The organism is Wohlfahrtiimonas chitiniclastica (assembly GCF_002252325.1).
GTDB lineage: Bacteria > Pseudomonadota > Gammaproteobacteria > Cardiobacteriales > Wohlfahrtiimonadaceae > Wohlfahrtiimonas > Wohlfahrtiimonas chitiniclastica.
Map to the genome: position 1 here is coordinate 800,847 of NZ_NEFL01000001.1, position 25,806 is coordinate 826,652.

Annotated in this window: 22 protein-coding genes, 3 tRNA genes and 1 other RNA gene; 15 read left to right on the top strand and 11 right to left on the bottom strand. The window is 43.7% G+C overall.

Translation table 11 applies throughout. The features are described from left to right. Positions 1 to 115 precede the first annotated feature (115 nt). The 4 genes from ssb (at position 116) to B9T10_RS03815 (ending at position 3,564) form a co-directional block, all read left to right on the top strand. Positions 116 to 604 (top strand): single-stranded DNA-binding protein, encoded by a 489-nt coding sequence (gene ssb / locus B9T10_RS03795; RefSeq protein ID WP_094537886.1) that lies wholly within the window; start codon positions 116 to 118, stop codon positions 602 to 604. A gap of 83 nt (positions 605 to 687) precedes the next feature. Next, a complete protein-coding gene (locus B9T10_RS03800) occupies positions 688 to 1,290 on the top strand; it encodes a hypothetical protein (protein WP_148138867.1) in 603 nt (200 codons plus the stop codon). Positions 1,291 to 1,704: 414 nt separating this feature from the next. Next, positions 1,705 to 2,334, top strand: a complete 630-nt coding sequence (locus tag B9T10_RS03810; protein ID WP_094492382.1) for a hypothetical protein — start codon at positions 1,705 to 1,707, stop codon at positions 2,332 to 2,334. Positions 2,335 to 2,433: 99 nt separating this feature from the next. Beyond that, entirely contained in the window at positions 2,434 to 3,564 is a 1,131-nt protein-coding gene (locus B9T10_RS03815; protein WP_094492381.1) for an XRE family transcriptional regulator, read from the top strand. A gap of 82 nt (positions 3,565 to 3,646) precedes the next feature. On the opposite strand, the gene B9T10_RS03820 is transcribed toward B9T10_RS03815, so the two are convergent. The 4 genes from B9T10_RS03820 to B9T10_RS03835 all read right to left on the bottom strand — a co-directional run bounded on the left by B9T10_RS03820 (position 3,647) and on the right by B9T10_RS03835 (position 5,607). Further along, positions 3,647 to 4,855 carry a tyrosine-type recombinase/integrase gene (locus B9T10_RS03820; protein ID WP_094492380.1) on the bottom strand — a complete coding sequence of 403 codons (1,209 nt, stop codon included), beginning with the start codon at positions 4,853 to 4,855 and terminating at the stop codon, positions 3,647 to 3,649. Positions 4,856 to 5,016: 161 nt separating this feature from the next. Next, positions 5,017 to 5,370, bottom strand: a transfer-messenger RNA (tmRNA) gene (gene ssrA, locus B9T10_RS03825). A 67-nt stretch (positions 5,371 to 5,437) separates the two neighbouring features. Continuing rightward, positions 5,438 to 5,513: transfer RNA gene (locus B9T10_RS03830), tRNA-Phe, on the bottom strand. An 18-nt stretch (positions 5,514 to 5,531) separates the two neighbouring features. Further along, positions 5,532 to 5,607: transfer RNA gene (locus B9T10_RS03835), tRNA-Phe, on the bottom strand. A gap of 139 nt (positions 5,608 to 5,746) precedes the next feature. Here B9T10_RS03835 and B9T10_RS03840 point away from each other — a divergent pair. The 4 genes from B9T10_RS03840 (at position 5,747) to B9T10_RS03855 (ending at position 11,657) form a co-directional block, all read left to right on the top strand. Further along, positions 5,747 to 6,895, top strand: a complete 1,149-nt coding sequence (locus B9T10_RS03840) for a serine hydrolase (protein ID WP_094537887.1) — start codon at positions 5,747 to 5,749, stop codon at positions 6,893 to 6,895. After that, positions 6,886 to 8,412: an apolipoprotein N-acyltransferase gene (gene lnt / locus B9T10_RS03845; RefSeq protein WP_094537889.1), complete on the top strand. Its 1,527-nt coding sequence runs from the start codon at positions 6,886 to 6,888 to the stop codon at positions 8,410 to 8,412. Before B9T10_RS03840 ends, lnt begins: the two co-directional genes overlap by 10 nt. 74 nt (positions 8,413 to 8,486) lie before the next feature. After that, positions 8,487 to 9,695, top strand: a complete 1,209-nt coding sequence (locus B9T10_RS03850; protein ID WP_063455092.1) for an efflux RND transporter periplasmic adaptor subunit — start codon at positions 8,487 to 8,489, stop codon at positions 9,693 to 9,695. A gap of 3 nt (positions 9,696 to 9,698) precedes the next feature. Next, positions 9,699 to 11,657 carry a MacB family efflux pump subunit gene (locus tag B9T10_RS03855; RefSeq protein WP_094537890.1) on the top strand — a complete coding sequence of 653 codons (1,959 nt, stop codon included), beginning with the start codon at positions 9,699 to 9,701 and terminating at the stop codon, positions 11,655 to 11,657. Positions 11,658 to 11,708: 51 nt separating this feature from the next. On the opposite strand, the gene B9T10_RS03860 is transcribed toward B9T10_RS03855, so the two are convergent. The 5 genes from B9T10_RS03860 to trpF all read right to left on the bottom strand — a co-directional run bounded on the left by B9T10_RS03860 (position 11,709) and on the right by trpF (position 15,112). After that, positions 11,709 to 12,119: a YeeE/YedE family protein gene (locus tag B9T10_RS03860; RefSeq protein WP_063455094.1), complete on the bottom strand. Its 411-nt coding sequence runs from the start codon at positions 12,117 to 12,119 to the stop codon at positions 11,709 to 11,711. Positions 12,120 to 12,127: 8 nt separating this feature from the next. Then, positions 12,128 to 12,547, bottom strand: a complete 420-nt coding sequence (locus B9T10_RS03865; protein WP_063503929.1) for a YeeE/YedE family protein — start codon at positions 12,545 to 12,547, stop codon at positions 12,128 to 12,130. A 62-nt stretch (positions 12,548 to 12,609) separates the two neighbouring features. Then, on the bottom strand, positions 12,610 to 14,103 hold the full coding sequence (mqo, locus tag B9T10_RS03870) for a malate dehydrogenase (quinone) (protein WP_063503928.1): 1,494 nt from the start codon (positions 14,101 to 14,103) through the stop codon (positions 12,610 to 12,612). Positions 14,104 to 14,112: 9 nt separating this feature from the next. After that, on the bottom strand, positions 14,113 to 14,505 hold the full coding sequence (locus B9T10_RS03875) for a cupin domain-containing protein (RefSeq protein WP_026165662.1): 393 nt from the start codon (positions 14,503 to 14,505) through the stop codon (positions 14,113 to 14,115). Positions 14,506 to 14,542: 37 nt separating this feature from the next. After that, positions 14,543 to 15,112, bottom strand: a complete 570-nt coding sequence (trpF, locus tag B9T10_RS03880) for a phosphoribosylanthranilate isomerase (RefSeq protein WP_008315156.1) — start codon at positions 15,110 to 15,112, stop codon at positions 14,543 to 14,545. Positions 15,113 to 15,522: 410 nt separating this feature from the next. Between trpF and B9T10_RS03885 the strand changes: the two genes are divergently transcribed. The 7 genes from B9T10_RS03885 (at position 15,523) to B9T10_RS03915 (ending at position 24,982) form a co-directional block, all read left to right on the top strand. Next, positions 15,523 to 15,612: transfer RNA gene (locus B9T10_RS03885), tRNA-Ser, on the top strand. Positions 15,613 to 15,825: 213 nt separating this feature from the next. Next, complete coding sequence (cfa, locus tag B9T10_RS03890) at positions 15,826 to 16,974, top strand: cyclopropane fatty acyl phospholipid synthase (RefSeq protein WP_094537892.1); 1,149 nt, start codon at positions 15,826 to 15,828, stop codon at positions 16,972 to 16,974. 114 nt (positions 16,975 to 17,088) lie between these two features. Continuing rightward, positions 17,089 to 18,525: an SWIM zinc finger family protein gene (locus tag B9T10_RS03895; protein ID WP_094537894.1), complete on the top strand. Its 1,437-nt coding sequence runs from the start codon at positions 17,089 to 17,091 to the stop codon at positions 18,523 to 18,525. 13 nt (positions 18,526 to 18,538) lie between these two features. Continuing rightward, entirely contained in the window at positions 18,539 to 20,404 is a 1,866-nt protein-coding gene (locus B9T10_RS03900) for a hypothetical protein (RefSeq protein ID WP_094537896.1), read from the top strand. Beyond that, positions 20,397 to 21,503: an ATP-binding protein gene (locus B9T10_RS03905; protein WP_094488323.1), complete on the top strand. Its 1,107-nt coding sequence runs from the start codon at positions 20,397 to 20,399 to the stop codon at positions 21,501 to 21,503. The genes B9T10_RS03900 and B9T10_RS03905 overlap by 8 nt, the downstream gene beginning before the upstream one ends. A 3-nt stretch (positions 21,504 to 21,506) precedes the next feature. Beyond that, positions 21,507 to 23,819, top strand: a complete 2,313-nt coding sequence (locus B9T10_RS03910; protein WP_281463636.1) for a DUF5682 family protein — start codon at positions 21,507 to 21,509, stop codon at positions 23,817 to 23,819. Positions 23,820 to 23,827: 8 nt separating this feature from the next. After that, positions 23,828 to 24,982 carry a VWA domain-containing protein gene (locus B9T10_RS03915; protein ID WP_094488322.1) on the top strand — a complete coding sequence of 385 codons (1,155 nt, stop codon included), beginning with the start codon at positions 23,828 to 23,830 and terminating at the stop codon, positions 24,980 to 24,982. Here the strand turns inward: B9T10_RS03915 and B9T10_RS03920 are convergent, their stop codons facing one another. Next, complete coding sequence (locus tag B9T10_RS03920) at positions 24,983 to 25,294, bottom strand: single-stranded DNA-binding protein (protein ID WP_094537897.1); 312 nt, start codon at positions 25,292 to 25,294, stop codon at positions 24,983 to 24,985. 3 nt (positions 25,295 to 25,297) lie between these two features. Beyond that, positions 25,298 to 25,759, bottom strand: coding sequence for a hypothetical protein (locus tag B9T10_RS03925; protein WP_008315175.1), 462 nt, complete (start codon positions 25,757 to 25,759; stop codon positions 25,298 to 25,300). Positions 25,760 to 25,806 lie beyond the last annotated feature (47 nt).

Below are 25,806 nucleotides of genomic sequence, written 5' to 3' on the forward strand. Positions count from 1 at the left end.
TATCAACGCCGTAACAAAATGATGCACATGGTCGGATCACCAGCATACGCAGCGTTGATTAAAGATATTAAAAGAGTTGAACATGAGTTACACGAATTAAGCAAAGAGGTCACAAATGGCTAGAGGTATCAATAAAGTCATTCTATTGGGTCATTTAGGAAATGATCCAGAGCTCAAATACATGCCAAATGGCAATCCCGTTGCAAACATGACAATTGCAACCTCTGAGAGTTGGAAGGATCGACAAACCAATCAACAGCAAACACGAACTGAATGGCATAGAGTTGTCATTTTTGGCAGATTAGCAGAAGTGGCGCAACAGTATTTACGCAAAGGATCTTTGGTATACATCGAAGGACAATTGCAAACGCGTAAATGGACTGACCGCAATGGTCAAGACCGCTATACCACAGAAGTCGTTGTGAACATTACGGGAACATTACAAATGTTAGACCGTAAAAATAACGGTAACGGCAGCGAACAACATAACAGCAATTCACGTACATATTCCAATGCACAACCCGCCAACGGCTTAAATGAATATGACATGCAAAATGTTATGAATGATGCCTTTGATCAGTTTGATGATGACATACCATTTTAGGATCTACCAACATACAAATTTTAAATTAGTACTTTATGATGGAGAATACTCACATGATGAAGCTATGTAGAATATGTAACACCATGAAACATAGTAGTGAATTTTACAAAAACAAAGCAAAATCAGACGGCCTTCAATCACATTGCAAAGTATGTGATAACAAAAGACGCTCTAAGTATCATTACAACAAAAAAGCATCGAAAAATAATGATACTGCTCAGCCAAAAGCTAAGAAAGTGCCACAACGTACAAAGCTAAAACAAATGAATCCTCCTAAAACTATAGAGAGAAAACGTCATGTAAATGCAACGACTACGAAGTCCTTGTCAAAAATTGATGGCTTACTATTGGAGCATACATTAAAGATTAAGCAGGCATGCAAAGCTAAAATTCGTAATCAACAACGTAGCGAACTCATTAAAATTAAATCTGTGATCAATGCCAAATTTGGCAGCATTTCAAAATCAATTATTGGTGAGCAAATTTCAGTGTCTGCAACAATGATGGTCAATAAAAAAGCATATAAATATGAATCTGCATATTTATCACCATCTGAAGCTGAAGCATTGATCAATCAAATGCACATTAACCCCAAAGATATAGCATCGGAATATATTCATTTTGTAAAACATGGCAGAAGATTCAATGACCAAGCTACTTCTATGGTGTGTGACCAACCAAAGTAAATAGGTGTAGAAAAAAATGATCGTTATTAATAGAACACAAGTCCGCCACATCTTATCCACAAATGGTACTTTAATACGCCCATCTACACTAGAACAATATGAGGCAGATGGCATTATCCCTAAAGGCAAGAAAAGCGGAAATACTTACATTTACTCAGTGGAAGAGTTATCCAAGGCGCTCAATACTAGTAAAGAATCTATTATTGAAAGAGTTCACGTATACAATAATAGTAGAAGATAATAAAAGCCCCTTAATTGGGGCTTTACTTGTTCTATTTGATTTTTTTAATTTTCCATTATCCAGACTCACTTAGAAATATAATCCAAACTAATTACTTCCTCTTTGACCACCTCATTATGAGGTGATAGAATAGGAAGTCAAAATATTGCAATCATTTAAAGGATCATGGTTTTATGGAAGAGAAACAACGCAGGGTTTTACACGAACAATCTATTAAAAATAATATTGCAATTGTTCGTAGCACCTTTGAAGATACTATTCATAGCGTAGAAACTCAAACTGAGTCTCTAAGCAATCTACATTCTCCTCCGAATGCAAAAGGTACTCTTAGATATATTAATTTAGTAACAAATATGAGAACTCGTCTGTGTGAAGAGTATAATTGGAAAAGTGACAATAGAAAATGTAGTTCATTTTCAATTAGTCCTGACAAAAGCATTGCGTTAATGATTAGAACTGGAAATAACTATACAGGTAATCCTGATGTTCCAAATTATCTCCCTAAAACTAATAACCAAAAGATATCAAAAGCATCTCTAGCTATTCATAATGGCCAAGATAAATTAAAACTTAATGGCTCTACTGAATTGCTCATACTCTTACATAGAAAATCAAAAGATGGCAAAACTATGCATGTAGAACTCTCAAGGATTAGTGAGTTAGATGGGCAGCAAATATTATCCCTCTCAGATAGACAATGTTTTTCTATTAATTTAGATAATTTTAGTGTTAAAAAACATGATCCTGTAATTTCAGAACAAGAAGATTTTATTGAAGAAGATTTTATTATTAAGCGAAAGTAAGCAGATTCTCTATTAGAGTAAGAACAAAACACTCCTACTCTAATGATAGAAAATTTATAAAATATATTTTTTCATATGTATGAATGACAAGGAAGTATTATGGAATTCAATCCAGATCGGTTAGTTTTTGCAAGAGAACTGAGAGGTTATTCTCAAAAACAATTAGCTGACCAATTGGGAATTTCCTCTAGAGCAGTGCGCTATTATGAAGCAGGAGAACATATCCCTGATGATATAAAAAAAATCTCTGAAATATTAGAGATCGATGAAAGATTTTTATTTGGTGAAACGTTGACAAAAATTTCCTCTGATAAGATCAGTTTTCGTGCTTTATCTAAAATGAGTGCAAAATTTGAAAGCCAAGTCAGTAGAAACTTAGAACTGGCTATTAAATTCAACGAATGGTTAGAAAGCAAATTTGATTTGCCACAGCATAACCTACCAGACTTATCTATGTATCAGCCTGAAGAAGCTGCTATAGCTTTAAGGCAAGAATGGGGGTTAGCTGATCGCCCAATAGGCAATATGCTTGCATTATTAGAAAAGCATGGTATACGTGTTTTTTCTCTAAAAATTAAAACATTAGATATGGATGCTTGCTGTACCTGGCATGAAGAAACGCCTTATATTTTTTTAAATACTGGAAAAAGCTCAGAACGAATCAGATTTGATGCCGCACATGAACTAGGCCATCTAGTGCTAGATATTCATGGATATCCAAAAGGGGATAATCATAGAGAAAATGAGATGGCGATGAATAGATTTGCTTCCGCTTTTTTGATGCCTAGAGAAAGTGTTAAACAAAAGACACCTAACTTTGTAACAGTTGATACCTTAATCGATCTGAAAAAACATTGGAAAGTATCTGTTGCTGCTTTAGCTTACAGGTTAAAAGATCTCAAATTAGTATCAGAATGGGTTTATGGAAGGATTATTTCACCTGAAATTTCAAAAAAAGGTTATAGATCTATGGAACCTATGAGTGTAGAAATGGATAAGTCATTAGCTTTGTCTAAAATTAGTACACTTTTGAAAGAAGATAACATCTCATTAAATGAGATAGTTAAAGAAATTGACGGCACTGGAAATGTAAACGATCTCTTAGCATTTCTATTTGATATAGATTTTTTATTAGAAAAAAATAAACTAAAAATTATTAATAACAATTCTAGTTATATCAAAAACAATCATATTTCTTCTAATCCACCTAACTTAGAAGTTATTAAATAAAATACATTAATCATGTCTCCATATGATGATATGGAGACTTATTTTCAAGACTGAAAACATCGTTTATCAGATAGATGACTAATTAAGACAAACTTTGTAAGTGTAATCGCTTTAACGCCTCAATATTTCCTTTTTTAGTAGAACATTGATCTAAAAAATCACTCCACCACGTTAAAACTGCTCGTTTTTCTTTGATATATTTTGCTTTATTGTACGTTGCTCGTGTCTTATTATTATCTACATGAGCCAAACATGATTCAATTACATCAGGTCTAAATAATCCTGTTTCATTCAAAATGGTTGATGACAAATGTCGTAAACCATGAATGGTTGTATCAATTTTCTGGCGCTTTAATGCCATTAAAGGATAGTCCTGGCTTAAATGAGATGCAAAGTTTTGGCTAGGGAAAATGTATTGAGTGCCACCGCTCAATTCGCGTATTTTGTTGAGAATCTCAATGGATTGAGTTGATAATGGAATAATATGTTCCCTGCCCATCTTCATTCGTTCAGCAGGAATAATTAAAAGCTGGCGTTCTTCATCATATTCTTTCCATTCTGCTTTGGCACTTTCAGATGCACGGGTCATATTCCTTAAAATAAATTCCGTACATAATCTGACAGATAAATTGAAGCGCTCATTTTCAAACATTTCAAACAACTGATAAATATTTTGCTTATCTAGTGATCTATAGTTTTTTGCTTCATGTGGTTTAAAGGCCTTTGCGGATACCATAGCAGCAGGGTTGTACTTACATAATCCACGAGCCACTGCAAAATCAAATGCCATTTTGATTGTGGATTTAGTTTTGTGCAATTGCTCTAATGCATTACGCTTTTCAATTTCTTGAAGAGAAAGGACAATATGCTGAGGCTCAATTTTATTGATTGGCATTGCACCAATGACGGGAAAAACATCATTTTCCATACAAACAAGCGCACGATCAGCATGCCTTTTTGAAACTGTTTGAGACCATCTTACCCACCAATCTCTAAACACACTTTCAAATGTATTTTGCGCACTGAGCTGAATTGTTTTACCGTGGTCTAATTTATCTTTTAACTCTTCTCTAATCTTTCGAGCTTCAGTTAATGACACTTCATTCAAATCACCAATGGTGTAACTCTTACGCTTACCATTGATGTCTTTATAGTCCAATCGCCAAACTTTTTTACCTGTTGGATAGACACATAGAAGTAAACCACCACCGTCAAACAATCGATACTGCTTATCTTTTGGCTTAGCTTCTTTAATTTCTTTAAGGGTTAATGGAACGATTACTTTAGGCATAGAAGTAAAATCCTCATCAAGCTAATATTTACTTCCAATTTTACTTCCATTTTACTGCAAAGTAAAAGAAATCAGTGAAACGCACTGTAAAGTAAAAACCCCCTAAACCATAGAGATTTAGGGGGTTTTGAATCATATTGTAAATCATATGATATGTTATTTGGTGGAGGCGGCGGGATTTGAACCCGCGTCCGAAAACTATCCATCCTTGGTACTACATGTTTAGCCGTGTCTTCAATTTAACTGTTTCTCATCCGACCGGCAGGATAACAAACAGCTGTCCTAGTTAGGTTTCGAGAGGGTGCTCCTAGGCAAACATCTCTCTAGATCGTTTAAGTTGACTGATGTTACCACCGAACGAACACAGTAGTAAGATCAGTTAGCAGGCTTAAGCTGCTAAAGCGTAGTTATTATCGTTTGCAATTATAACTGATTGCCGCGTTTTTACGAGACTCTCGACCTTCTCGACATGCACCTCAAACTTCAACATCCCCGTCGAATCCAAGAACGCCCCCATTTAAGTTTTTCTAGTATAAAACAAAAACAGTAAAATCGCAATGTATTTTACTGTTCTCTAGAATATGGTGGCTCGAGACAGAATCGAACTGTCGACACGAGGATTTTCAATCCTCTGCTCTACCAACTGAGCTATCGAGCCGTACTGTGTTTGCATTAATGGTGGCTCGAGACAGAATCGAACTGTCGACACGAGGATTTTCAATCCTCTGCTCTACCAACTGAGCTATCGAGCCATTTTGCAATGTTTCATCGCTAATGCAGGTGAGCATTAAACACTATTAATTCACTTTGGTCAAGCGCCGCACATGACTAACTTTTAGCCACATTGTACTTTTCTCTTTTTTGTCACCTAAAATATAAGATTCATATCTTATGGAACCTGTTGAAATGCTACTGGCAAATCTTGAGACAAACATTCGCGCATCGATCGATGCAGGGCTTGATTCTGCGCAATTATTGATCGCTCAATCTGAAACCATTCTCCATCATCAAGCCTATGGCAATGCCACGCGCGAAACAATGTATGACATTGCCTCCCTCACTAAAATCTTTGCCACCACCTATTTGTATCAATATTATGCACAAACGGCAGCGCTTGATCTCAATTTGACCTTAGCAGAAATTTTTCCTGCACAATTTACCAATGATCAATTCACAGATAAAGCACACATCACTCTTCGCATGTTGCTTGCGCATGAAGCGGGCTTTGAGCCGAATCCTCTATTTTATGATGCGCATTATAATCCTGCGCTCTTTTGTCAGAACCGAGCAGAATTTCTCCCAAAACTGTTATCTGCCCCACTCGTTCACACGCCAGGCACTCAATCCCTCTATTCCGATGTGGACTTTATGCTCTTAACCTTTGCATTAGAGCATCTTTATGGCGCACCCTTTGATCATCTTTGGCAACAAGCCTTTCCTATGCTCAAACATGAGCGCATCACCTTTACACCGCTTGCTCACGGCTATTCACACGATGACATCGCCCCCACAGAGTTGCATGGCAATACCCGCGATCATACCATTGACTTTGCCAACGTCCGCACGCACACAGTGCACGGCGAGGTGCAAGATGAAAAGGCCTTTCACTGTATGGCGGGCATTTCTGGTCACGCTGGGCTTTTTGCCAATTGCCAAGCGCTTTATCAAGCGTTGCAACTCATGACGGCACCACAGCCCTTTTTCACGCCAGAGATTCAACAGCAATTTGTTCACAGTCAACAACATGATCCCAGCTTTGGGCTCGGTTGGCGCCTCAATCAAGGGGGCGAGATGCAATACCATTTTGGACAATTTGCCTCAGATCGCGCCTACGGTCACACAGGCTGGACGGGCTGCGTGTGCGTCATTGATCCACGTCATGATTTAACCATCCTCTACTTAACGAACCGAAAACATAGTAAAGTACTCAAGCCCAGAGACAATCCCCATCGCTTTTTAGGGGACATTTTGTGGGCAGGACAATATCGCAACATCATCAATGAGATTTATACGGCACTAGGATTAACGGCATGCAACTGACTCAACGCTTTTTACCCCCCATCATCGCCCTTTTATTGGGTGCATTGATGCCTTTGGCTTTTGCACCTTTTCATGCTTGGTATGTGGCACCGATTGCGCTCGCATCCGTCATCTATTCGGTGCAATTCCGCAGCGCAAAGGCAAGCGGTTGGCTGGGTTTTCTCTTTGGCTTAAGCATGTTTACGGTGGGATTGTGGTGGGTGCGCATCAGTGTTCATCAATTTGGGGGTGCACCACTCCCTTTAGCGATTGCGATGGTGTTGCTGCTCGCTGCTTATCTTGCCCTCTATTATGGTGCGCTTCTATACGGCGTACGTAAATTTAATTTTCCGCCCGCCCTGCGTTATCTTGTGTGGCTGCCAACGCTGGGCACACTGTTAGAAGTGTTGCGCGCACATCTTTTCACGGGCTTTCCATGGTTAGCACTCGGCTATTCATTGACGGATACACCTTTTGCTTTATGGCTCTTTCCCACTTTTGGCGCATTGCTCTCAAGTTTTGTGATCTATTTTATGACAGGATTAATGCTGTACATCATTGTGCATGTCAGATCCTTTAAAAATATTGCGCCAATGGCCATTGGCATCGTTGCCATTGCTCTGATCACCGCTGTTTTTTCACGCATGAGCGACCCGATTGAGGATCAATCCGAAACCCTCAACATCGCTTTAGTCCAAGGCAACATCACGCAGGATCAAAAGTTTGACGAAGCCCATTTTTATCAATCCATTCAAACGTATGTGGATCTCACCAGCACTGTGATTGAGCAAGCAAATCTTGTGATCTGGCCAGAAACAGCCGTGGTTGCCTATTATGATCAAGTCTCTGATTTGATGAATAATCTCCGTCATTGGTCTGACCTGACGGACACTGAAATTTTAATCGGCATCCCGCGGGAAAATGCAGCCCTTGAACAATTCAATGCCTTTGTCCATCTAGGGCAAACGGCAAACGCGGATCAGTTTTATGATAAACATCGCCTCTTGCCTTTTGGCGAATACATTCCTGCCCCTGCCATCTTTGGCACCATTTATGATTGGATCAACATGCCGCTTGTGGGCTTCACAAAAGGCCAAGCGCAGCAAGCGCCCTTCACCTTCCCGCAATTTAGCACACAAACCACCGGTTCCATTTGCTTTGAGGCTGTCTTTGGGGAATCACTGCGTTATCAAGCAGAGCAAAGCGGCTTTTTAGTGAACATCAGTAATGATGCATGGTTTGGCGACTCCCTTGCACCGTGGCAACATTTACAAATCGTACAAGCGCGCGCCCTTGAGTTTGCCCGCCCCATTGCCCGCGCCACAAATACAGGCGTGACGGCATTTGTGGATCATCATGGCAACATCATCGCTAAAGCGCCACTTTTTACCGCCACCACCTTAACCCATGACATCACAGGTCAACAGGGATTGACGGCATATGTCAAACTTGGGGATACCCTTGGCATTAGTTTAATGGGCGCATTGCTCATCTTGCTTGTGCTCTATCGCATCCTCAAACGCCGCAATGACCCGTAAACCTTTACATTCTCTATACAAATTTATCGGTTTTCTTCGCTATAATCCCGTGCACACTGTTAGGATAGTTCATCATGAAAATCAAACGCACAAAAACTGTGATCTTTACCCTCATCGCGGCGCTCGCGGTGGGTTATGGCGTGTATCAAAAATATTTCACTAAAACGCCCATTTACTATTTAACCGACACCGTCAAAACGCAAGATTTAGAAGTCACCATTTTAGCCGATGGCAAACTAGAAGCCTCTGAACAAGTGGAAGTGGGCGCACAGGTTTCAGGGCAGATCAAAAAGCTCCACGTTAAATTAGGCGATGTGGTGACAAAAGGGCAATTACTTGCAGAGATTGATGACCTGCCCCGCCAAAATGCCGTCAAAGACAGCGAAGCACGCCTTAAAAATGTACAAGCGGCGAAAGTGGCAAAACAAGCACAAATCGTCAATGCACGCATTAATCTACAGCGCCAACAAAACCTCATTAAACAAAAAGCCACTGCCCAGTCTGAAGTGGACATGGCAGAGGCCAATCTACAAGTACTAGAAGCTGAACTTGAATCGTTAGATGCACAAATTGCCCAAGCAAAAATCGCGCTAGACTCCGCACAATTGGATTTAGATTACACTAAAATCATCTCCCCAATTGATGGCGTTGTGGTGGCAACAGTGGTGAAAGAGGGACAAACCGTGAATGCCTCACAAACAGCGCCCACCATTGTGAAAGTTGCGGATTTAGACACCATGAACATCAAAGCACAAATCTCTGAAGCGGACATCACCAAAATCACGCCGGGCATGAAGGCATATTTCACAATTTTGGGTGAACCAAAAAATCATTATCCTGCCACGCTCGAATCCACAGAGCCTGCGCCCGAGAAATTCCAAACCGCCACCGGCAATACAGCCACCACCGCAAGCAATGAAGCCATCTATTATGCAGGCATTTTAACGGTGGACAACCATGAACGCCGCTTTAGAATCGACATGACGGCGCAAGTTTACATTGTGGTTGATGGCGTGACGAATCAACCCACCATTTCCACCATGGCAACGCGCTTTAAACCCTCAAATCTCCCCATGCCAGAGGGGCGATTGCAACCGAATGAAGCTTATGTGTGGGTCAAAAATAGCGATGGCACCATTGCCCCGAAAAAAGTGACGTTGGGCATCAGTAATAACATCCACACCGAAGTGATCGATGGCTTAACGGGCGATGAGGTGATTGTGCTCTCTGAAACGAGTTCAGATGCCAAAAATGGCCCCAACCGCATGCCGCGAATGAGGTAAGCCATGGCACTCATTGAGTTATCTGGCATCACCCGCGCCTTTCAATCAGGGGATCAAACGGTACAAATTCTTAAAGGCATTGATCTGACCATTGAGGCTGAGGAAATGGTGGCCATCATTGGCGCGTCGGGCTCGGGCAAATCCACCTTGATGAACATTTTAGGCTGCTTAGATCAGGCCTCTACCGGCGATTATCATTTCCATGACGAAAACATTGGCCACTACGATGATGATCAATTGGCAGAGCTGCGCCGTGAGCACTTTGGTTTCATCTTTCAGCGTTACCATCTATTATCTACGTTGAATGCTCAAGGCAATGTGGAAGTGCCCGCCATTTATGCAGGTTTTTCGCCCCATCAACGCAAAACCCGTGCCGACGCCTTATTAGCCGCCCTTGGACTCAAAGAGCGCATCAAATATTATCCCACGCAGCTTTCAGGCGGTCAGCAACAACGCGTCAGCATTGCGCGCGCTTTAATGAATGGTGGCGAGGTGATTTTAGCCGATGAGCCCACCGGTGCACTTGACAGTGAAAGTGGCGAGCAAGTGCTCAAAATCTTGCAAGAGCTCAATCAAGCGGGACACACGATTATTTTAGTCACCCATGATCCGAATGTTGCCAAGCATGCCACGCGCATCATTGAACTCAAAGATGGTCATGTCATCCGTGATGAGAAAAATACGCCGCCCACTTTACCGACCCATGCGCCTACCGTGGATCTTCCGCCTTTGACCAGCAAACGCGGCGCATCGTGGATCTTGATGATGGATCGCGTGCTCAACGCCTTTCGTATGGCATTGATCTCTATGTCCATGCAGCGAATGCGCACCTTTTTAACCATGCTTGGCATCATCATTGGCATTGCCTCTGTGGTGCTCGTCATTGCCCTTGGGCAAGGCACCATGAACCAAATTTTAAGCAACATCAACTCGATGGGCACAAGCACGCTCACCATTTATCCCGGCAGCGGCTTTGGCGATGCTCGCTCAGGGCGCGTGCGCAGTTTAACGCCACAAGATGTGGAATTCTTAAAGCAGCAGCCCTTTGTCAAAAATGTGACGCCCGTTGTGGCAACATCCGCCCTTGCCCGCTATGGCAATACGGAAAAAAATGTCTCCGTCATGGGTGTGGGCAGCCAATATTTTGAAACTGAAGGCTACACGCCCGCAGAAGGCATCTTTTTTGATGAAACCAGTGAAGAGAATTTAAGCCTTGAAGTGGTGATTGATGAGGGCACGCGTGATGAACTCTTTAGCGATGGCACTGATCCCATTGGCGAGGTGATCATCATGAACCGTTTACCGGTGCGCGTCATTGGCGTTGCCACCTCAAAAGCGCAACGCGCTGGCGGCTATAGCAATCTCACTGTGATGATTCCCTATTCTACCGCCATGAAGCGTTTACTTGGGCAGAGCTATCTTCGCAACATTACCGTCACTGTGCAGGACAACATTGACATGAAATTGGCAGAGCAAACCCTCACCAATCTCATGACGCAGCTCCACGGCAGCAAGGACTTTTTCATCTTCACCGCCGACTCCTTTAAAGAGCTCTTAGAAGAAACCACGTTTATGATGCGCTTTTTGATCTTCTCCATTGCCATGATCTCCCTTGTGGTCGGCGGCATTGGCGTGATGAACATCATGCTTGTCTCCGTGGCAGAGCGCACCAAAGAGATCGGCATGCGCATGGCGGTGGGTGCGCGTAAAAGCGACATCTCCATGCAGTTTTTAATTGAGGCGGTGCTGGTGTGTCTGCTCGGTGGCATCGTGGGAATTTTAGTGGCATATGCTGCGGGATTTGGCATCAATCAATTGAAGATGGATTTAAGCGTGGGCTTTTCTGCAAGCTCAATCATCATTGCTTTAGGGGCATCAAGCGCCATTGGCATGCTCTTTGGTTATTTCCCGGCACGAAGAGCCGCACAACTTGCGCCGATTGAAGCACTTGAACGATCCTAATGCCCAATAAAAAAGCTCAGCCATGCTGAGCTTTTCTTTTGAAATTTCCCATTATTTTTTATTGAATAATCGAGGGATGAATAAACCAATGATCATGGCTGCGGCAAAGATTAAGCCATCGCTGTTGCCTTCACCCACTAAAACTAAGGCAGGCGCGGGACAAATGCCCACTAAACCCCAACCCACACCAAAGATCAATCCGCCAATGATGAGTTTTTGATCCAAAGGCGTATTTGTGGGCAGATGATGTGGCTCACCTAAGAGCGTTTGACCGCGTTTTTTAAGGATCGTGACGGCAATAAAGCTCACCACCAAAGCGCCCACCATCACCCACATTAAAGCAGGATTCCAAGCGCCAAAGACATCTAAGAATCCTTGCACCACCGCAGGATTGGCCATCCCCGATAAAATCAAGCCCAAACCAAATACGATGCCTGCGATCAATGAAATCAATGCGTACATATTGCCCCCTACAGTCCCAATAAATGTTTCACGAAAAAGACAGCAATGCCACCTGCCACCATAAAGATCATCGTCACCACCACAGACGTTGGCGACAAACGTGAAATGCCACAAATGGAATGTCCGCTCGTGCAACCGGAGCTTAATGCAGCGCCAACGCCCACAAGTAAGCCCGCCACAATGAGCAGAATTTTATTATTCGTGATTTCTGGCACCGGTAAAGGTGCAATGAGACTATAAATCCAAGGGGAGATGATCACGCCCACCACAAACAGCAAGCGCCAACTTGTCAAACCACAGCGGCTCAATAGATTGCCTAAAATGCCACTGACGCCCATCACGCGCCCTAAAAAGAGAAAATAAATTGCGGCGGAGAGCCCAATGAGCAATCCGCCGAGCAATGCAGGCAGAGAAAAAAATGATGACATAATGTTACCTTATGAAAATGAATGTTGAATAAACATTAATTATACACTTGGTAACATAATTATCACATCTTTAGCTTCAATACTTCTGTCGTTTCGCTTCTAATGTCGCGGCATGCTTGTGCATCCACTTTCAAATCAATGCCATAGCTTGGGATCATCGCTTTTAAACGCGCTTGCCAATCGGTTTGTGCCATATCATCAGCAAAGCATTTATTGAGCACATTCAATGCCATTTGTGCCGCAGTTGAAGCGCCAGGCGATGCCCCTAACAATACTGCCAAGGATTTGTTTTCATTGGTGATGAGCTCTGTACCAAATTCCAACACGCCTTTTTTCTCTTTATTTGGGCGAATGATCTGCACACGCTGACCCGCCACCGCTTTGTTCCAATGAATACGCTCTGCATTTGGATAGAAATCTTTTAAGGCATTGAATTGACTTTGTGAACTTTGCAACACTTGACCAATTAAATATTTCGTCAAATCCCAGTTGTCTTTTGCAACCGCCAACATCGGCTCAATGTTATTGCCTTTGATGGAGCCAAACAAATCCATGTACGAACCGTGTTTTAAGAATTTTGTGGAAAAACCTGCATAAGGACCAAACAACAGTGAGCGTTTACCATTGACCACGCGCGTGTCTAAATGCGGGACAGACATTGGTGGTGAACCCGTAGAGGCTTTACCATACACTTTTGCTTCATGGCGTGAGGCAATCGATTCATCATCACAACGCAACCAAATGCCACTGACTGGAAAACCGCCATACCCTTTACCTTCAGGGATGCCCGATTTTTGTAATAAATCAATGGAGCGTCCGCCTGCCCCAACGAAAACAAATTTGGCAGAAATGTCACGTTTTTGGCCAGATTTTAAATCCTTCACCATAACGCGCCAACCGCCTTGGCCATTGTCTTTTAAATCCAACACTTCGTGCTGATAATTGACTGTGAATCCTGGTTGCTTCACCAATTCTTTCATTAATAAATGAGTTAAAGCGCCAAAATCCACATCGGTGCCTTCTAAAGAACGCGTGGCGGCTAATGGTAAATCTGTGCCGCGCCCTTCCATAATCAAAGGTGCCCACGCTTCGATCTGTGCGCGATCTTCTGTAAATTCCATCGCCCCAAAACAATGATGCTCGGACAATTGTTTAAAACGCTGACGCAAAAATTGAACATTCGCATCGCCCCACACAAAACTCATGTGTGGGCATGGCGTGATGAAATCACGAGGATTTTCGATCTTGCCTGCTTTGACTAAATATGTCCACAATTGGCGTGACACATCAAACTCAGTATTGACTTTCACAGCTTTACTGATGTCGACCGTGCCGTCTGATTTTTGTGGTGTGTAGTTTAATTCACAATGGGCAGCGTGACCTGTACCCGCATTATTCCATGGAAACGAACTCTCTTGTGCGCAATCTTCTAAGCGTTCAAACATCATTATATTTAACGACGGTTCGAGTTCTTTTAAAAATGTGGCGAGCGTCGCGCTCATAATCCCGCCGCCAATTAAAACGACATCCGCCTGTTCTGTCATGGATTGACTCATCACTTCTCCCTATTTCTTCACTGTTGGCACAAAACATAAATCAGCATCATCTTGATACACCACATAAGCACGTCGCCAAGGCTCATCGCCAATTAAACGCCATTTATGACCTGTACCGCTGTTATCCTGCGCCAATAGTATATCACCTTGATGGAGTACAAATGTAGCGCCATTTTTCATTTCGAACTCTAAAGTGCCGGATAATGTAATGACATATCGTGGCACGGGATCTTGATGCCAATCATATGAGCCTCCTGAGGTTGTTTCACGAAACGACAACTCTTTGACAGGAATGCTAAAACTTGCGTGATCACCACGCTCCCCCGATTTTAATGTTATAAAGCCCTCTTCAAACTGAGAGTTACCATCGTCACCTGTCCACATCCGAACGCAACGTATCATCACCACTCCTCCTTTTTGTGGTTAATTGGTTATGCTGTTATACCATCATTTTAACATTCATCTCAAAACCTAACAGCTTTTTAGCCACTTTTGGCGGTGTTGTATCATTCACCCAGTTGCCAGAGAGAAAGACATTCTCCATGTTTAAATGCTCTAAAAGCGCCCAATTAGGTGTCAATTGTTCCCCAACATGGCCCCCAAGGAGGTAAAAGTCCACATTTTGATAATTCATTTTCGGGTTGCCATCACACATATGGGCGATTTTAATAATTTTAATGTGCATCGGTAAACGCGCTCGAAGGTCATTGATAAAACCCTGTGTTTCCCAACCATTGAGCAAAACGGCAAACAATGGAATCTGCTCACTCACATATAAGATGTCCTCAAGGTCAGAATTTTGAAAAATGCCAATGAGTGGAATGGGCGAAGCCTCTGCAAACTCAAGCGCTGCATCAATGGCAATGCCATAAGGCGATGTGAGCACAAAAATGAGTCCTGCATAGGTTGCGCCCATCTCTATGGCGGTTTTTAGATCATCTGCATTCGTAATGCCACTGATGATGGATTCAGTTGCGGGTAATGTTTTCAATTGTGTCAGTGAGGCCATCTCATTTTCCTTAGGTATAAAAAAAGCCCGCGGTGTGCGGGCTTCGATGATTGTTTGTGTGGTTATTTTTGGTACACGCAACAATATCTCCCCGCGAAGTGGAGATAATAATCGTAATAAGTTGCGAATAAATGTGTCATAATGTACCTAAAAAACAGTGAATCTTGATCATAGCGCGTTTTTATCCTTTGTCAATCTTTCACATCCACACCGCATCATGATTTTTTTACGCATAGATATGCATAATTTTGCTTAAGTTTTAGGCATAATACATCTTTTAGAGGAAAAATTTATATTTTATAATCAATTAGATAAATCAAATTTACACCTTAAATCAGCCATTGATCAAAAAAACTACAACATAAAAACTTGCAACAATGAAATTATTATATATAATGAGCTTCTCTTTTGGAGGCGTGGCCGAGTGGTTGAAGGCACCGGTCTTGAAAACCGGCAACGGGTTAAACCGTTCGTGAGTTCGAATCCCACCGCCTCCGCCATATTGAGAAAGCCCTTAGCAATGCTAAGGGCTTTTTTATTGTCTGTTATTCTAGGTGCACAATCATATACCTAAAACACCTCATTAAAATTATCAATCCCACAATCATATAATTTTAGATAATATATTAATTATTCATTTTTTAATCATTCACATAAATACTATCCCCACAATCGAAAGATTATTATGAACAAAATGACCATGGGAGAATGTTATGAGTCAAATGACAGAAATTGCATCAAAAAAAGTTGCGCATTCACAACGCATCATTGAAGAAATGCTCCATAAAGCGGGCATCGAGATCAATGGTACACGTCCTTATGACATCACAATCAATCATCCTGATTTTTTTGATCGCGTGTTGCAACAAGGCTCGATTGGCCTTGGCGAAAGCTATATGGACGGTTGGTGGGATTGTGAGCGCCTCGATATTTTCTTCACGCGCGTGCTGAGTGCAAAATTAGACGATCAATTACCAAATAATTGGCATGACACTTTGAGAATCCTCGCCGCACGCATTTGGAATCTACAGAGCAAAAGCCGCGCATGGATCGTGGGTAAAGAGCATTATGACCTTGGCAATGATCTGTTCATGCACATGCTAGATCCTTATATGCAATACTCCTGCGGCTATTGGAAAACCGCCACAGATTTAGAGAGTGCCCAGCGCGATAAATTAGAACTCATTTGCCAAAAACTTGAATTAAAACCAGGCATGCGTTTATTGGACATTGGCTGCGGTTGGGGCGGATTGTCTGCTTATGCTGCACAACATTATGGCGTTTCAGTCACTGGCGTCACCATCTCAAAAGAGCAGCAGCAATTTGCACAAGATCGCTGTCAAGATTTAGATGTCACCATTTTGTTAGAAGATTATCGTGATCTCAATGATCAATTTGATCGCATTGTTTCCGTTGGAATGTTTGAGCATGTGGGCCCTAAAAATTATCGTGAATATTTTAATGTGGTGCGTCGCAACATTAAGGAAGATGGACTCTTTTTATTGCACACCATCGGCTCGAAATATAATAAAATCAACGTTGATCCCTGGATTGAGAAATACATCTTCCCGAACGGCATTTTGCCCTCTATGCAAAAAATTGCCGATGCCAGTGAAAATCAATGGGTGATGGAAGACTGGCACAACTTTGGCGCGGATTATGATCGCACGTTGATGGCTTGGTTTGAGCGTTTTCAAGCCGCTTGGCCAGAATTATGTGATCAATACACACCGCGATTTGAACGCATGTTCCGCTACTATTTATTGGTTTGCGCGGGGTCTTTTCGCTCTCGAGAAATCCAATTGTGGCAAATCATGTGGAGCCCAAATGGCGTACAAGGTGGATTGAGAACACCTCGATAAATCCTTTTGATTTGCATGTTTTTTATTCACTTGCTTCTATTTTATTTGGGCGCGATTTTGTTATCCTACACGGAAATATATCGAGCTACATATCCATAACAGAAGTGAGTGAGTATGAACATCAACGAATCGAGCATTGTATCGCTCGCACCGAACGCAGCAGCCGCTAAAAATGGCCATGCGCTCTATGCGAAAAATAAATTCAGTCAGATGCAAATCTCACCCGATCAAGATTTGATCTGGGCAGAGTGCGCAGGCAGCGGTAAAAATCCTTATTACTGCTCTGCTGACTATATTGATGAGCACAATCCTGTGTTCCGCTGTACGTGCCCGAGCCGTCAGTTCCCATGTAAACATGCCCTTGGCCTGCTCTATCTCTATAGCAATGCACCCACGCAATTTGTAGAGCACCCTGTCCCTGACGACATCGCCGCAAAGCGTGGGAAAATGGAGATGCGTGCAGAAAAGAAAAAGGCCGACGCTGCGAGCGCAAAAAGTGCTGACAAACCCAAAAAAATCAATGCCACCACGGTGCGTAAGCGCATTGATCAACAGCTGCTTGGGCTGGATATTGCAGACACTCTCCTCAATAGCATTGTGCATTCTGGCTTAGCCGCATTAGATGGTCAGCTCATTGATGCCTATCAAGCACAAATTAAAGAGCTTGGTAATTACAACATCAATGGCATTCAAACGGCATTTAATCACCTGATTGTCGCCATTACACACATTGAAGCGGATGATTACACCATCGCCATTGATCAAGTCAATTACATCGCAACCCTTCTTAAAAAGAGCCGTGCGCATTTAACCGCATGGCATGCAGAACCCACACAATCGCCTGATGTGAGCTCCGCGATTGAAGAGCAAATTGGGCGCACTTGGAAAATCAATGAATTGGCAGAATTGCAACAATTTGAAGAAAATGCATCATTGATCCAGCTCTCTTTTAATGTCTTTGATCACACTGCGCGCAAAGAATTCGTAGACGAAGGTTTATGGCTCAATTTAAACACAGGGCGCATCTTCACCACCCTCAATTATCGCCCTTATCGCGCGGCTAAATACATTCAGCAAACGAATTCCACCGCGGAGATTCATACGCTAGATACCTTGTACATTTACCCTGGCGATGTCAATCCGCGCATTCGTTGGGAAGATCAAGAGTGCAAAACGCGCGCCGCAGAACCTAGCGATTACGCCCGTACATTGACGCATGCCGTGACTGATTATGCTGAGCTCATTAAATCTGTGAAAAACAGCATTAAAAATCCGCTGGCAGATAAATATCCCGTTGCCCTCATTGCCTTTCATCGTGCGGCACTCGTGGATGATACACCTGTTTTGATGGATCAAAAGGGTACAACGTTAGTGGTCAAAGATCTTAAAAACAGTGAGCAAACCACCACATTATTGGCCAATCTATTGCCAGAAACTGCGGACAATACTGCTTTAGTGGTGCGTTGTCACACGGATTTAGCCTCTGCAACCTTTGCCGTACAAGTGCTCGCCATTGTGCGTACAGATGGCATCATTCGCTTAATTTACTAATAGGACGCCATTTATGTTACTACAGCCTTTATCCGACCTACGCACAGAGGTCAATCGCTTGATGATCGCAGGCAGCCGTTTTGCTCACCATGATCCGCGCTTACAAAAATTACTGCCCATCTTTGAAAAAATGGGGGAAAAAGCCCCCATTTTTAAAAAAATTGCCGAGCACATCCACACCTTGGTCAATGCAGAGACACAAGACAGCGCCGCCCATTTAACTGCACTCTCCACCCTGCTCTATGCTGTGTTATACACACAAGGCAAAAGCGAGATTAATGGCGAGCAAACATCGCCCCAACCGATCTTAGACATCGAAACCCTCAAAACGCCGCTGACTTATTTAGAACTTGCCCCCACCATCACCGCATTGAATACCACAGGTTCAGGGCGCTATGAAATCATCACAGATGCTTATGAGCGTGGCTTGATTCATGATGTGCGCCTATACAGCCACATCGCCCGCGGCATTGAAGATAAATATGCAGACATTGCTGATGAAGTCGCCGAGACCATCATTCCAGCCATTGGCGCACCGATGATTCCCTTTTTATTGGCAGACCTCACGTTAGTGGACAATAAAGGCAATGCGCGCCGCATTGAGCTGCTTGATCAACTTGGGCACACATTCACCGATGAATGGATTGACAACATTCTCAATGGTAAAGCCACAAAGCTACAAGTGGCATTGATGCCAGCGCTCTCAAGAAATTTGCATCATCTTGATCATTTATTAGCGGCTGCCAAAAGTCAGAAAAAAGCGTTGAAAGAAGCGGCTTATCTTGGACTTGCGCGCTCACCCTTGCCAGAAGCTTGGGATTTCTTAATGGCGGCATTTAATACGCAAAAATTAAGCACGCTTGAGCTCATGGCCAATACATTACAATCCATCACAGATTTGAGAGGCGATGATGCAACGTTCCTTGCCCCTCTATTGACTCAGATTGAAGCACTCAGCACATTTGAGTGGTCAGAAGATTATGGCAAAACCGCTGATATTTTCCGTCACATCAATGCTTATGTACGCATCTTTGACCACATCTATTATCCTGAACTCATCGAGCATTTAATCAGTTTCAGCCAGCAACTCAATGATTATGAAGGTCAGCGCAGCCAAAAACAGGGCGATGCCAATTTTAAACACTTCTCAGAGGAGTTTGATCGTCTACAATCCTCAATTGCCCGCTATTTTGGTGAGCTAAGATTGCCTGAAGATCATCCTGATTTTGAGCGCACATTAAATGCTGTACTGATCCAGGATCATTATGCGCGAAGATTATTCATCGAGAATATGCGCCATTTAAGCTTCTGCCCGCATTTTATCTATCGTGCGTTTAAACAGCTCTATCCGATGGATCAGGTGATCAATTTTGCCAACATCCTCTGTTATTTGATTGACTCAGTGGACAATTCACCTTATACCGATGGCATTGCGCCACGTTTTTATGTGCTCTATCAATATGCATTGACGGCGCCTAATCCACAATATGCCGATCCACGCTGGGCTGATGATCTCTATGATTTTTGTTCCACACAAGAATTTTTAGTGATGCTGCGCTCTAATTACACCAAACGTGGTCAAAATGCTCACAATGCCTTTGATGTCTTAGCACTGTTGCATGGCCTTGAGCCTAAAGATAGCCCGCGCATGATTGAGTGCCTCACTCATATGATGCACTATTTATCCTACGATAAAATGGGCACAATTTTTGCATATTTAGAAGAGCGCATGGGCAGCGCTAAAGCTGCGCCACGCATCATCGAAAAAATCAATGCAGAGTTTGCGCGCCTTGGCAAAAAGCCACAAGGCAGCGTTGAATATCTTGCCAACCTCACACAACGCGCCGCGGCGCAAAACAACGGAGTCACCCATGGCTAAAAAAGCTCAAAAAACCAACGATGCCCTGCGCTTACCTGCAGAACTTTTATATGCCCATGAGTTAGATGCCCTTAAAAAAGAGGATGCCTCACAGGAAAAACCCGCCGGTTGGCAGCTCTCCCCAAAAGCCGTGCTTAAATTCATCGTGGGCGGTGAAGCAAATGGCGTGATCATCACACCAAAATACATTGGTCATGATCGCTTAGTAGAAATCGCCATTGCGACACTTTTAACCGATCGCTCCCTCTTATTAATTGGCGAACCGGGCACCGCGAAATCATGGTTATCTGAAAACTTAACCGCCGCCATCTGTGGTGATTCCGGTAAAGTGGTGCAAGGCACAGCCGGCACGACAGAAGAGCACATTCGTTACTCATGGAACTATGCGATGCTTCTAGCGAATGGCCCATCTGAAGAGGCTTTGATCCAAAGCCCAATTTTCCGAGCAATGGAAACAGGTTCAGTTGCACGCTTTGAGGAGATTTCTCGCTGCGCCTCTGAAGTGCAAGATGCATTGATCTCTATTTTGTCTGAAAAAACAGTTTCTGTGCCTGAACTTGCCCGCGAACAGCGCGCACAGCGTGGTTTTGCCATCATTGCCACCGCAAATACACGCGATAAAGGGGTCAATGATATGTCCTCTGCCCTCAAGCGCCGCTTTAACATCATTGTGTTACCTGCGCCAAGCACGCTTGACACTGAAGTGAGCATTGTCACTAAACGCGTGGCTGAAATTGCCAGCAGTTATCAACTCAAAGCGGCATTGCCCACAAGCGCGGACATTGAAAAAATCGTCACCATTTTCCGAGAACTGCGTGAAGGCAAAACCCTTGATCAAAAACAGAAACTCAAATGCCCAAGCGGCGTGGTTTCCACGGCGGAAGCCATCTCTTTGATCACCAACAGCATGGCGCTCGCTGCAAGCTTTGGTACAGGCACCATTTGTGAAAATGATCTTGCCGCAGGGCTTCAAGGCGCGATTGTTAAAGATGATGAAAAAGATCAAATCGTCTGGAGAGAGTATTTAGAAAACGTGATGAAAAAGCGTGGCGCCAACTGGCGTGATCTCTACCACAGCTGCATTGAAATGAATGGATAATCTATGATGCCACAAATCTTTGGTGTGCGTCATCTATCGCCCGCGGCGGCGCACCATTTACAGCGCTATCTATCAAAAAAGCAGCCTAAATGCATCTTGATTGAAGGGCCAAGCGATGCGACAGATCTGATTGATCACATCATTAAACCAGAGGTTCGCCTGCCGATTGCCATCATGGCCTATACGCAAGCGTTCCCGATGGAGAGCATTCTTTATCCGCTCGCAGATTATTCCCCTGAATATCAAGCGATGCGCTGGGGCAAAGCACATGATTGCGATGTGGCATTTTTTGATCTCCCATCTGAAAGTTCTCTAAAATTTAGGCAGTTGATGCGTGAAGCACAATCCTTGAGCCATGATCAGTCTGATGATAATGATGCGATGGATTTTCATCAGCATCAAAAAATGCTCTATGACACGATTGCTCAGCTCAGTGATGAGCAGGATTATGACAGTTATTTTGAGCGAAACTTTGAGCAAACGGCCGATGATGATGCCTATCAAGCGGCAATGCTCTATCAATCCGAACAAATTCGCGCACTGACGGAAAAGCAAGAACACCATGCAAAACCGCTTGATCATGCCTATAACCACATCCGCGAAGCGTATATGCATCAAACAGTGCTGCGCATTCAAAAGGAGAAGGGTTATCACCTTGATGACATTGTGATGCTAGTGGGCGCTTATCATGTTTCGGGATTACAGCGTTTATTTGCCGCGCCGAATGTAGAGGCAATGCCGCCACTGCCAAAAGTTGCCATCAAACAAACATTGATGCCCTACTCTTACCTACGTTTAAGCAGCCGCACCGGTTATGGCGCAGGCAACCGCGCACCCTATTATTTTGGCATGCTCTGGCAGGCGCTACAAAACGGTACACAAGCGGAATTGTCCGCCACATATTTGACCCACATTGCGCACCATTTGCGAGATGAGGGACACAATGCATCCTCTGCGAGCGTCATTGAAGCGGTGCGCCTTGCCAATGCATTAACGATGCTCAAAGGTGGACAATATCCCGTTTTAAGTGATTTACATGAAGCTGCCATGACGTGCTTAGGCGAAGGCGAGATTGCTAAAGTCGCCGTTGCGTTAAATCGTGTGGACATTGGCACAGATATGGGATTTTTACCAGAAGGCGTTGGGCAAACGCCCATTCAAGAGGACATGGCAGAGCAACTCAAACGCCTTAAACTCAAAGAGTATCAAAACACCGTACAAAAAACTTTGGCCTTAGATTTACGGGAGAACATCCGCGTTAAATCAGAGGCTGCGGCATTTTTAGACTTGCATCGCTCCACATTTTTGCACCGCTTACAAGTCCTCAACGTTCCATTTGCCACACAAATGCGCTTAACGCAGGACAATGCTTCATGGTCAGAAAAATGGGTGCTGCAATGGTCAACAGAAGTGGAAATCACGATCATTGAGAGCAACCTCAAAGGTGAAACCATCGAAATCGCTGCCGCTTACGAGCTACAGCAACGCTTAGAAAACTGTGACAACATCAGTGCAGCTGCACACATCATTCGGGCGATTTGCGAATGTGATTTAACCCACATGTTTGACAGCGCCATTGCTGCCTTGCAAGCTTTATTGGTGGACAATGAAGATTTTGATGCCATCAGTGATGCCTGCTTTGCCCTCAGCCATCTGTATCAATTTGGATCATTGCGCCGCATTGATACAGCAACGCTCAAACCCATCATCGAACAGCTCTTTTTACGCGCCTCTCTCTTATTGCCTGATGCGGCAACGTGTGATTATATCGCCGCTAAAAAGGTGGCTGGCAGCATACAAATGCTTGAACGCGTGGCACATGATCTCTATGAATGGCTCAATGTGCCATTGTGGCAAGCTCAATTACGTATCTTGGCGATGGAAGATCATCACAATACCTATTTATCCGGCACCGCTTTTGCGTTATTGCTCGAACATCAATTGGTGAGTGAAGAAGCATGCAGCATCGAAGTGGCCAGGCGATTTTCTCCCGGTGTTCCTGCTGATTTAGCCGCCACATGGTTTGAAGGCTTAGCCTCTTGCAATCGCTATGCACTCTTGTCACGCATTGCCATTTGGCGCGAGCTCAATGATTACGTCACACAATTAGATGAAGAAGGTTTTCAACGGGCGGTTGTCTTTTTACGCCGCACTCTTGGGCAATTTGAACCGAGTCAAAAAGCGAGCATTGTGGATTTACTCAATGATTTTTGGGGCACAAACGCCGCCGCGACTGCCGAGTTTTTACAAACTGAGCTCAGCACAGAGGAGCATGACGCGCTCGATGCCCTCAATGATTTTGACTTTGATTTTTAAAGGACAATATGGACAATCAAAATACGCAGCTTCGCCGCTGGCGCTTGATCTTAGGCGACAATGCGAGCACGCTAGAAGCCGCGCCATTATCAGATTCTGAACAGATCATGGATCAAGCCTTAGGATTGATCTATGAAGGCAATGGGCAAGATGATTCAAGTGCCCGCAGCGCAGGTCGAGGCGCAAGCTCGCCTAAATTGGCCAAATGGCTGGTGGATGTGCGTAACCATTTCCCGAAAGATGTGGTGAGCGTGATTCAAGCCGATGCCATCGAACGCAAAGGGCTCACGCAACTGTTGCTTGAGCCTGAATCTTTGCAAAACGTCACGCCAGACATCAATATGGTGAGCAATCTCTTAGCCCTCAAAGATGCCATTCCGGAAAAGTCCAAAGATTCTGCGCGCGCGCTCATTAAAGCTGTCGTTGATCAAATCATGAAAAAGATGGAAATGGATCTTCGTCGGGCTGTGACGGGCGCTGTCAATAAAAAAGCACACACGCCGATTGCCAATTTTTCCAGCACCGATTGGAAAAGAACCATTGAGCGCAATCTCAAAAATTATGATGTTGCCACAAAGCGCCTCATTCCAGAACGATTTTTCTTCTTTGAGCGCAGCCAAAAACAGAAAAATTGGACGGTGATTCTCGACATCGATCAAAGTGGTTCAATGTATGAATCCATCATCTATTCATCCATCATGGGAGCGATTTTTGCAAGCATGCCTGTGCTTGAAACGCATGTGGTGGCATTTGATACCAACATCATGGATTTAACAGAATTGTGCCGCAATGATCCGGTGGATGCGCTCTTTGGCTTTCAAATGGGCGGCGGAACCGACATCAATCAATCCGTCTCGTATTGCCAAACCTTGATCACAGAGCCAAAAAAAACCATTTTTATTTTGATCTCTGATCTGTATGAAGGTGGCGTTCGCCAAGGTTTGTTGCGCCGTTTAGCCAGCATGAAAGACGATGGCGTGATCGTCATCACACTGCTTGCCCTGACGGACAGCGGCCGCCCTGATTATGATAAAGCACTCGGTAAAGAGATCAGCAACCTTGGCGTGCCTTGCTTTGCTTGTACGCCAGATCAATTGCCAGAGATGATTGGCGCCGCATTGAAAGGGCACGATTTGAAGCGCTTTGAAACCACGACGCTATAATCATTCATCTAGCACCTGCAACACACCTTTTTGGCCAACAATGATCTCAAGGTGTTCATGCGTTTGACCCGTTAAATCTTTTGATGTGTGGGTTTGCAGGTGCCCTTCTAGATAAATCCATGTGCCTTGTGCTAAGGCAGTCGCTTGCTCAGTCAAATGACCATAAATTTTCACCACATGTTTTTCTACGTGTTTTTCCATCTCAATGGCGAGCATGAACGTCACCATTTGACGGCCTGTGGTGAGCATTTTTATCTCTGGGGCATTCAACAACTGCCCCACTAAAATCACTTGATTGATGCCAAACGTCATACATTAATCTAAACAGCTGAATCGCGCTTGATACACCTCTTTTGCTTGTGGCGTGATGATGCTCAATTGCCCAAACAAAATAGAGCTTTCGCCATAATCCACAACGCGCGTGGTGTCAAATACCATAAAGAGATTCGCTTTTTGATTGTGCCAAATATAAGGCGTGGCAATGCCGATATTTTCACTGCTCACTTTAACGGGCGTATTTTTGAGTTTAATCACCATCTCCTCTGCCCCATCGCCAATGCCGCGCGCTAATGTTAAATCGGGCGCATCTTCTTTCGCATAAGGTTCATCAAGGACAATGTAGCAATAACTGTCAGGATCGGCATCCTTGCCATAACCTGCGGCTTGGTTAAACTCTATCTGCGTCATGTTTGGGGTTTGCAACAAACGCCCCTCTTGTGCTTGTGCCGCGCTTAAGCTCAAGGCAATCATTGCGGTGAGTGTCCAGACGTGTTTCATGATGCGCTCCTTCTTTCTTGAGTGGGTTTTATTTTTATCATCGCTCA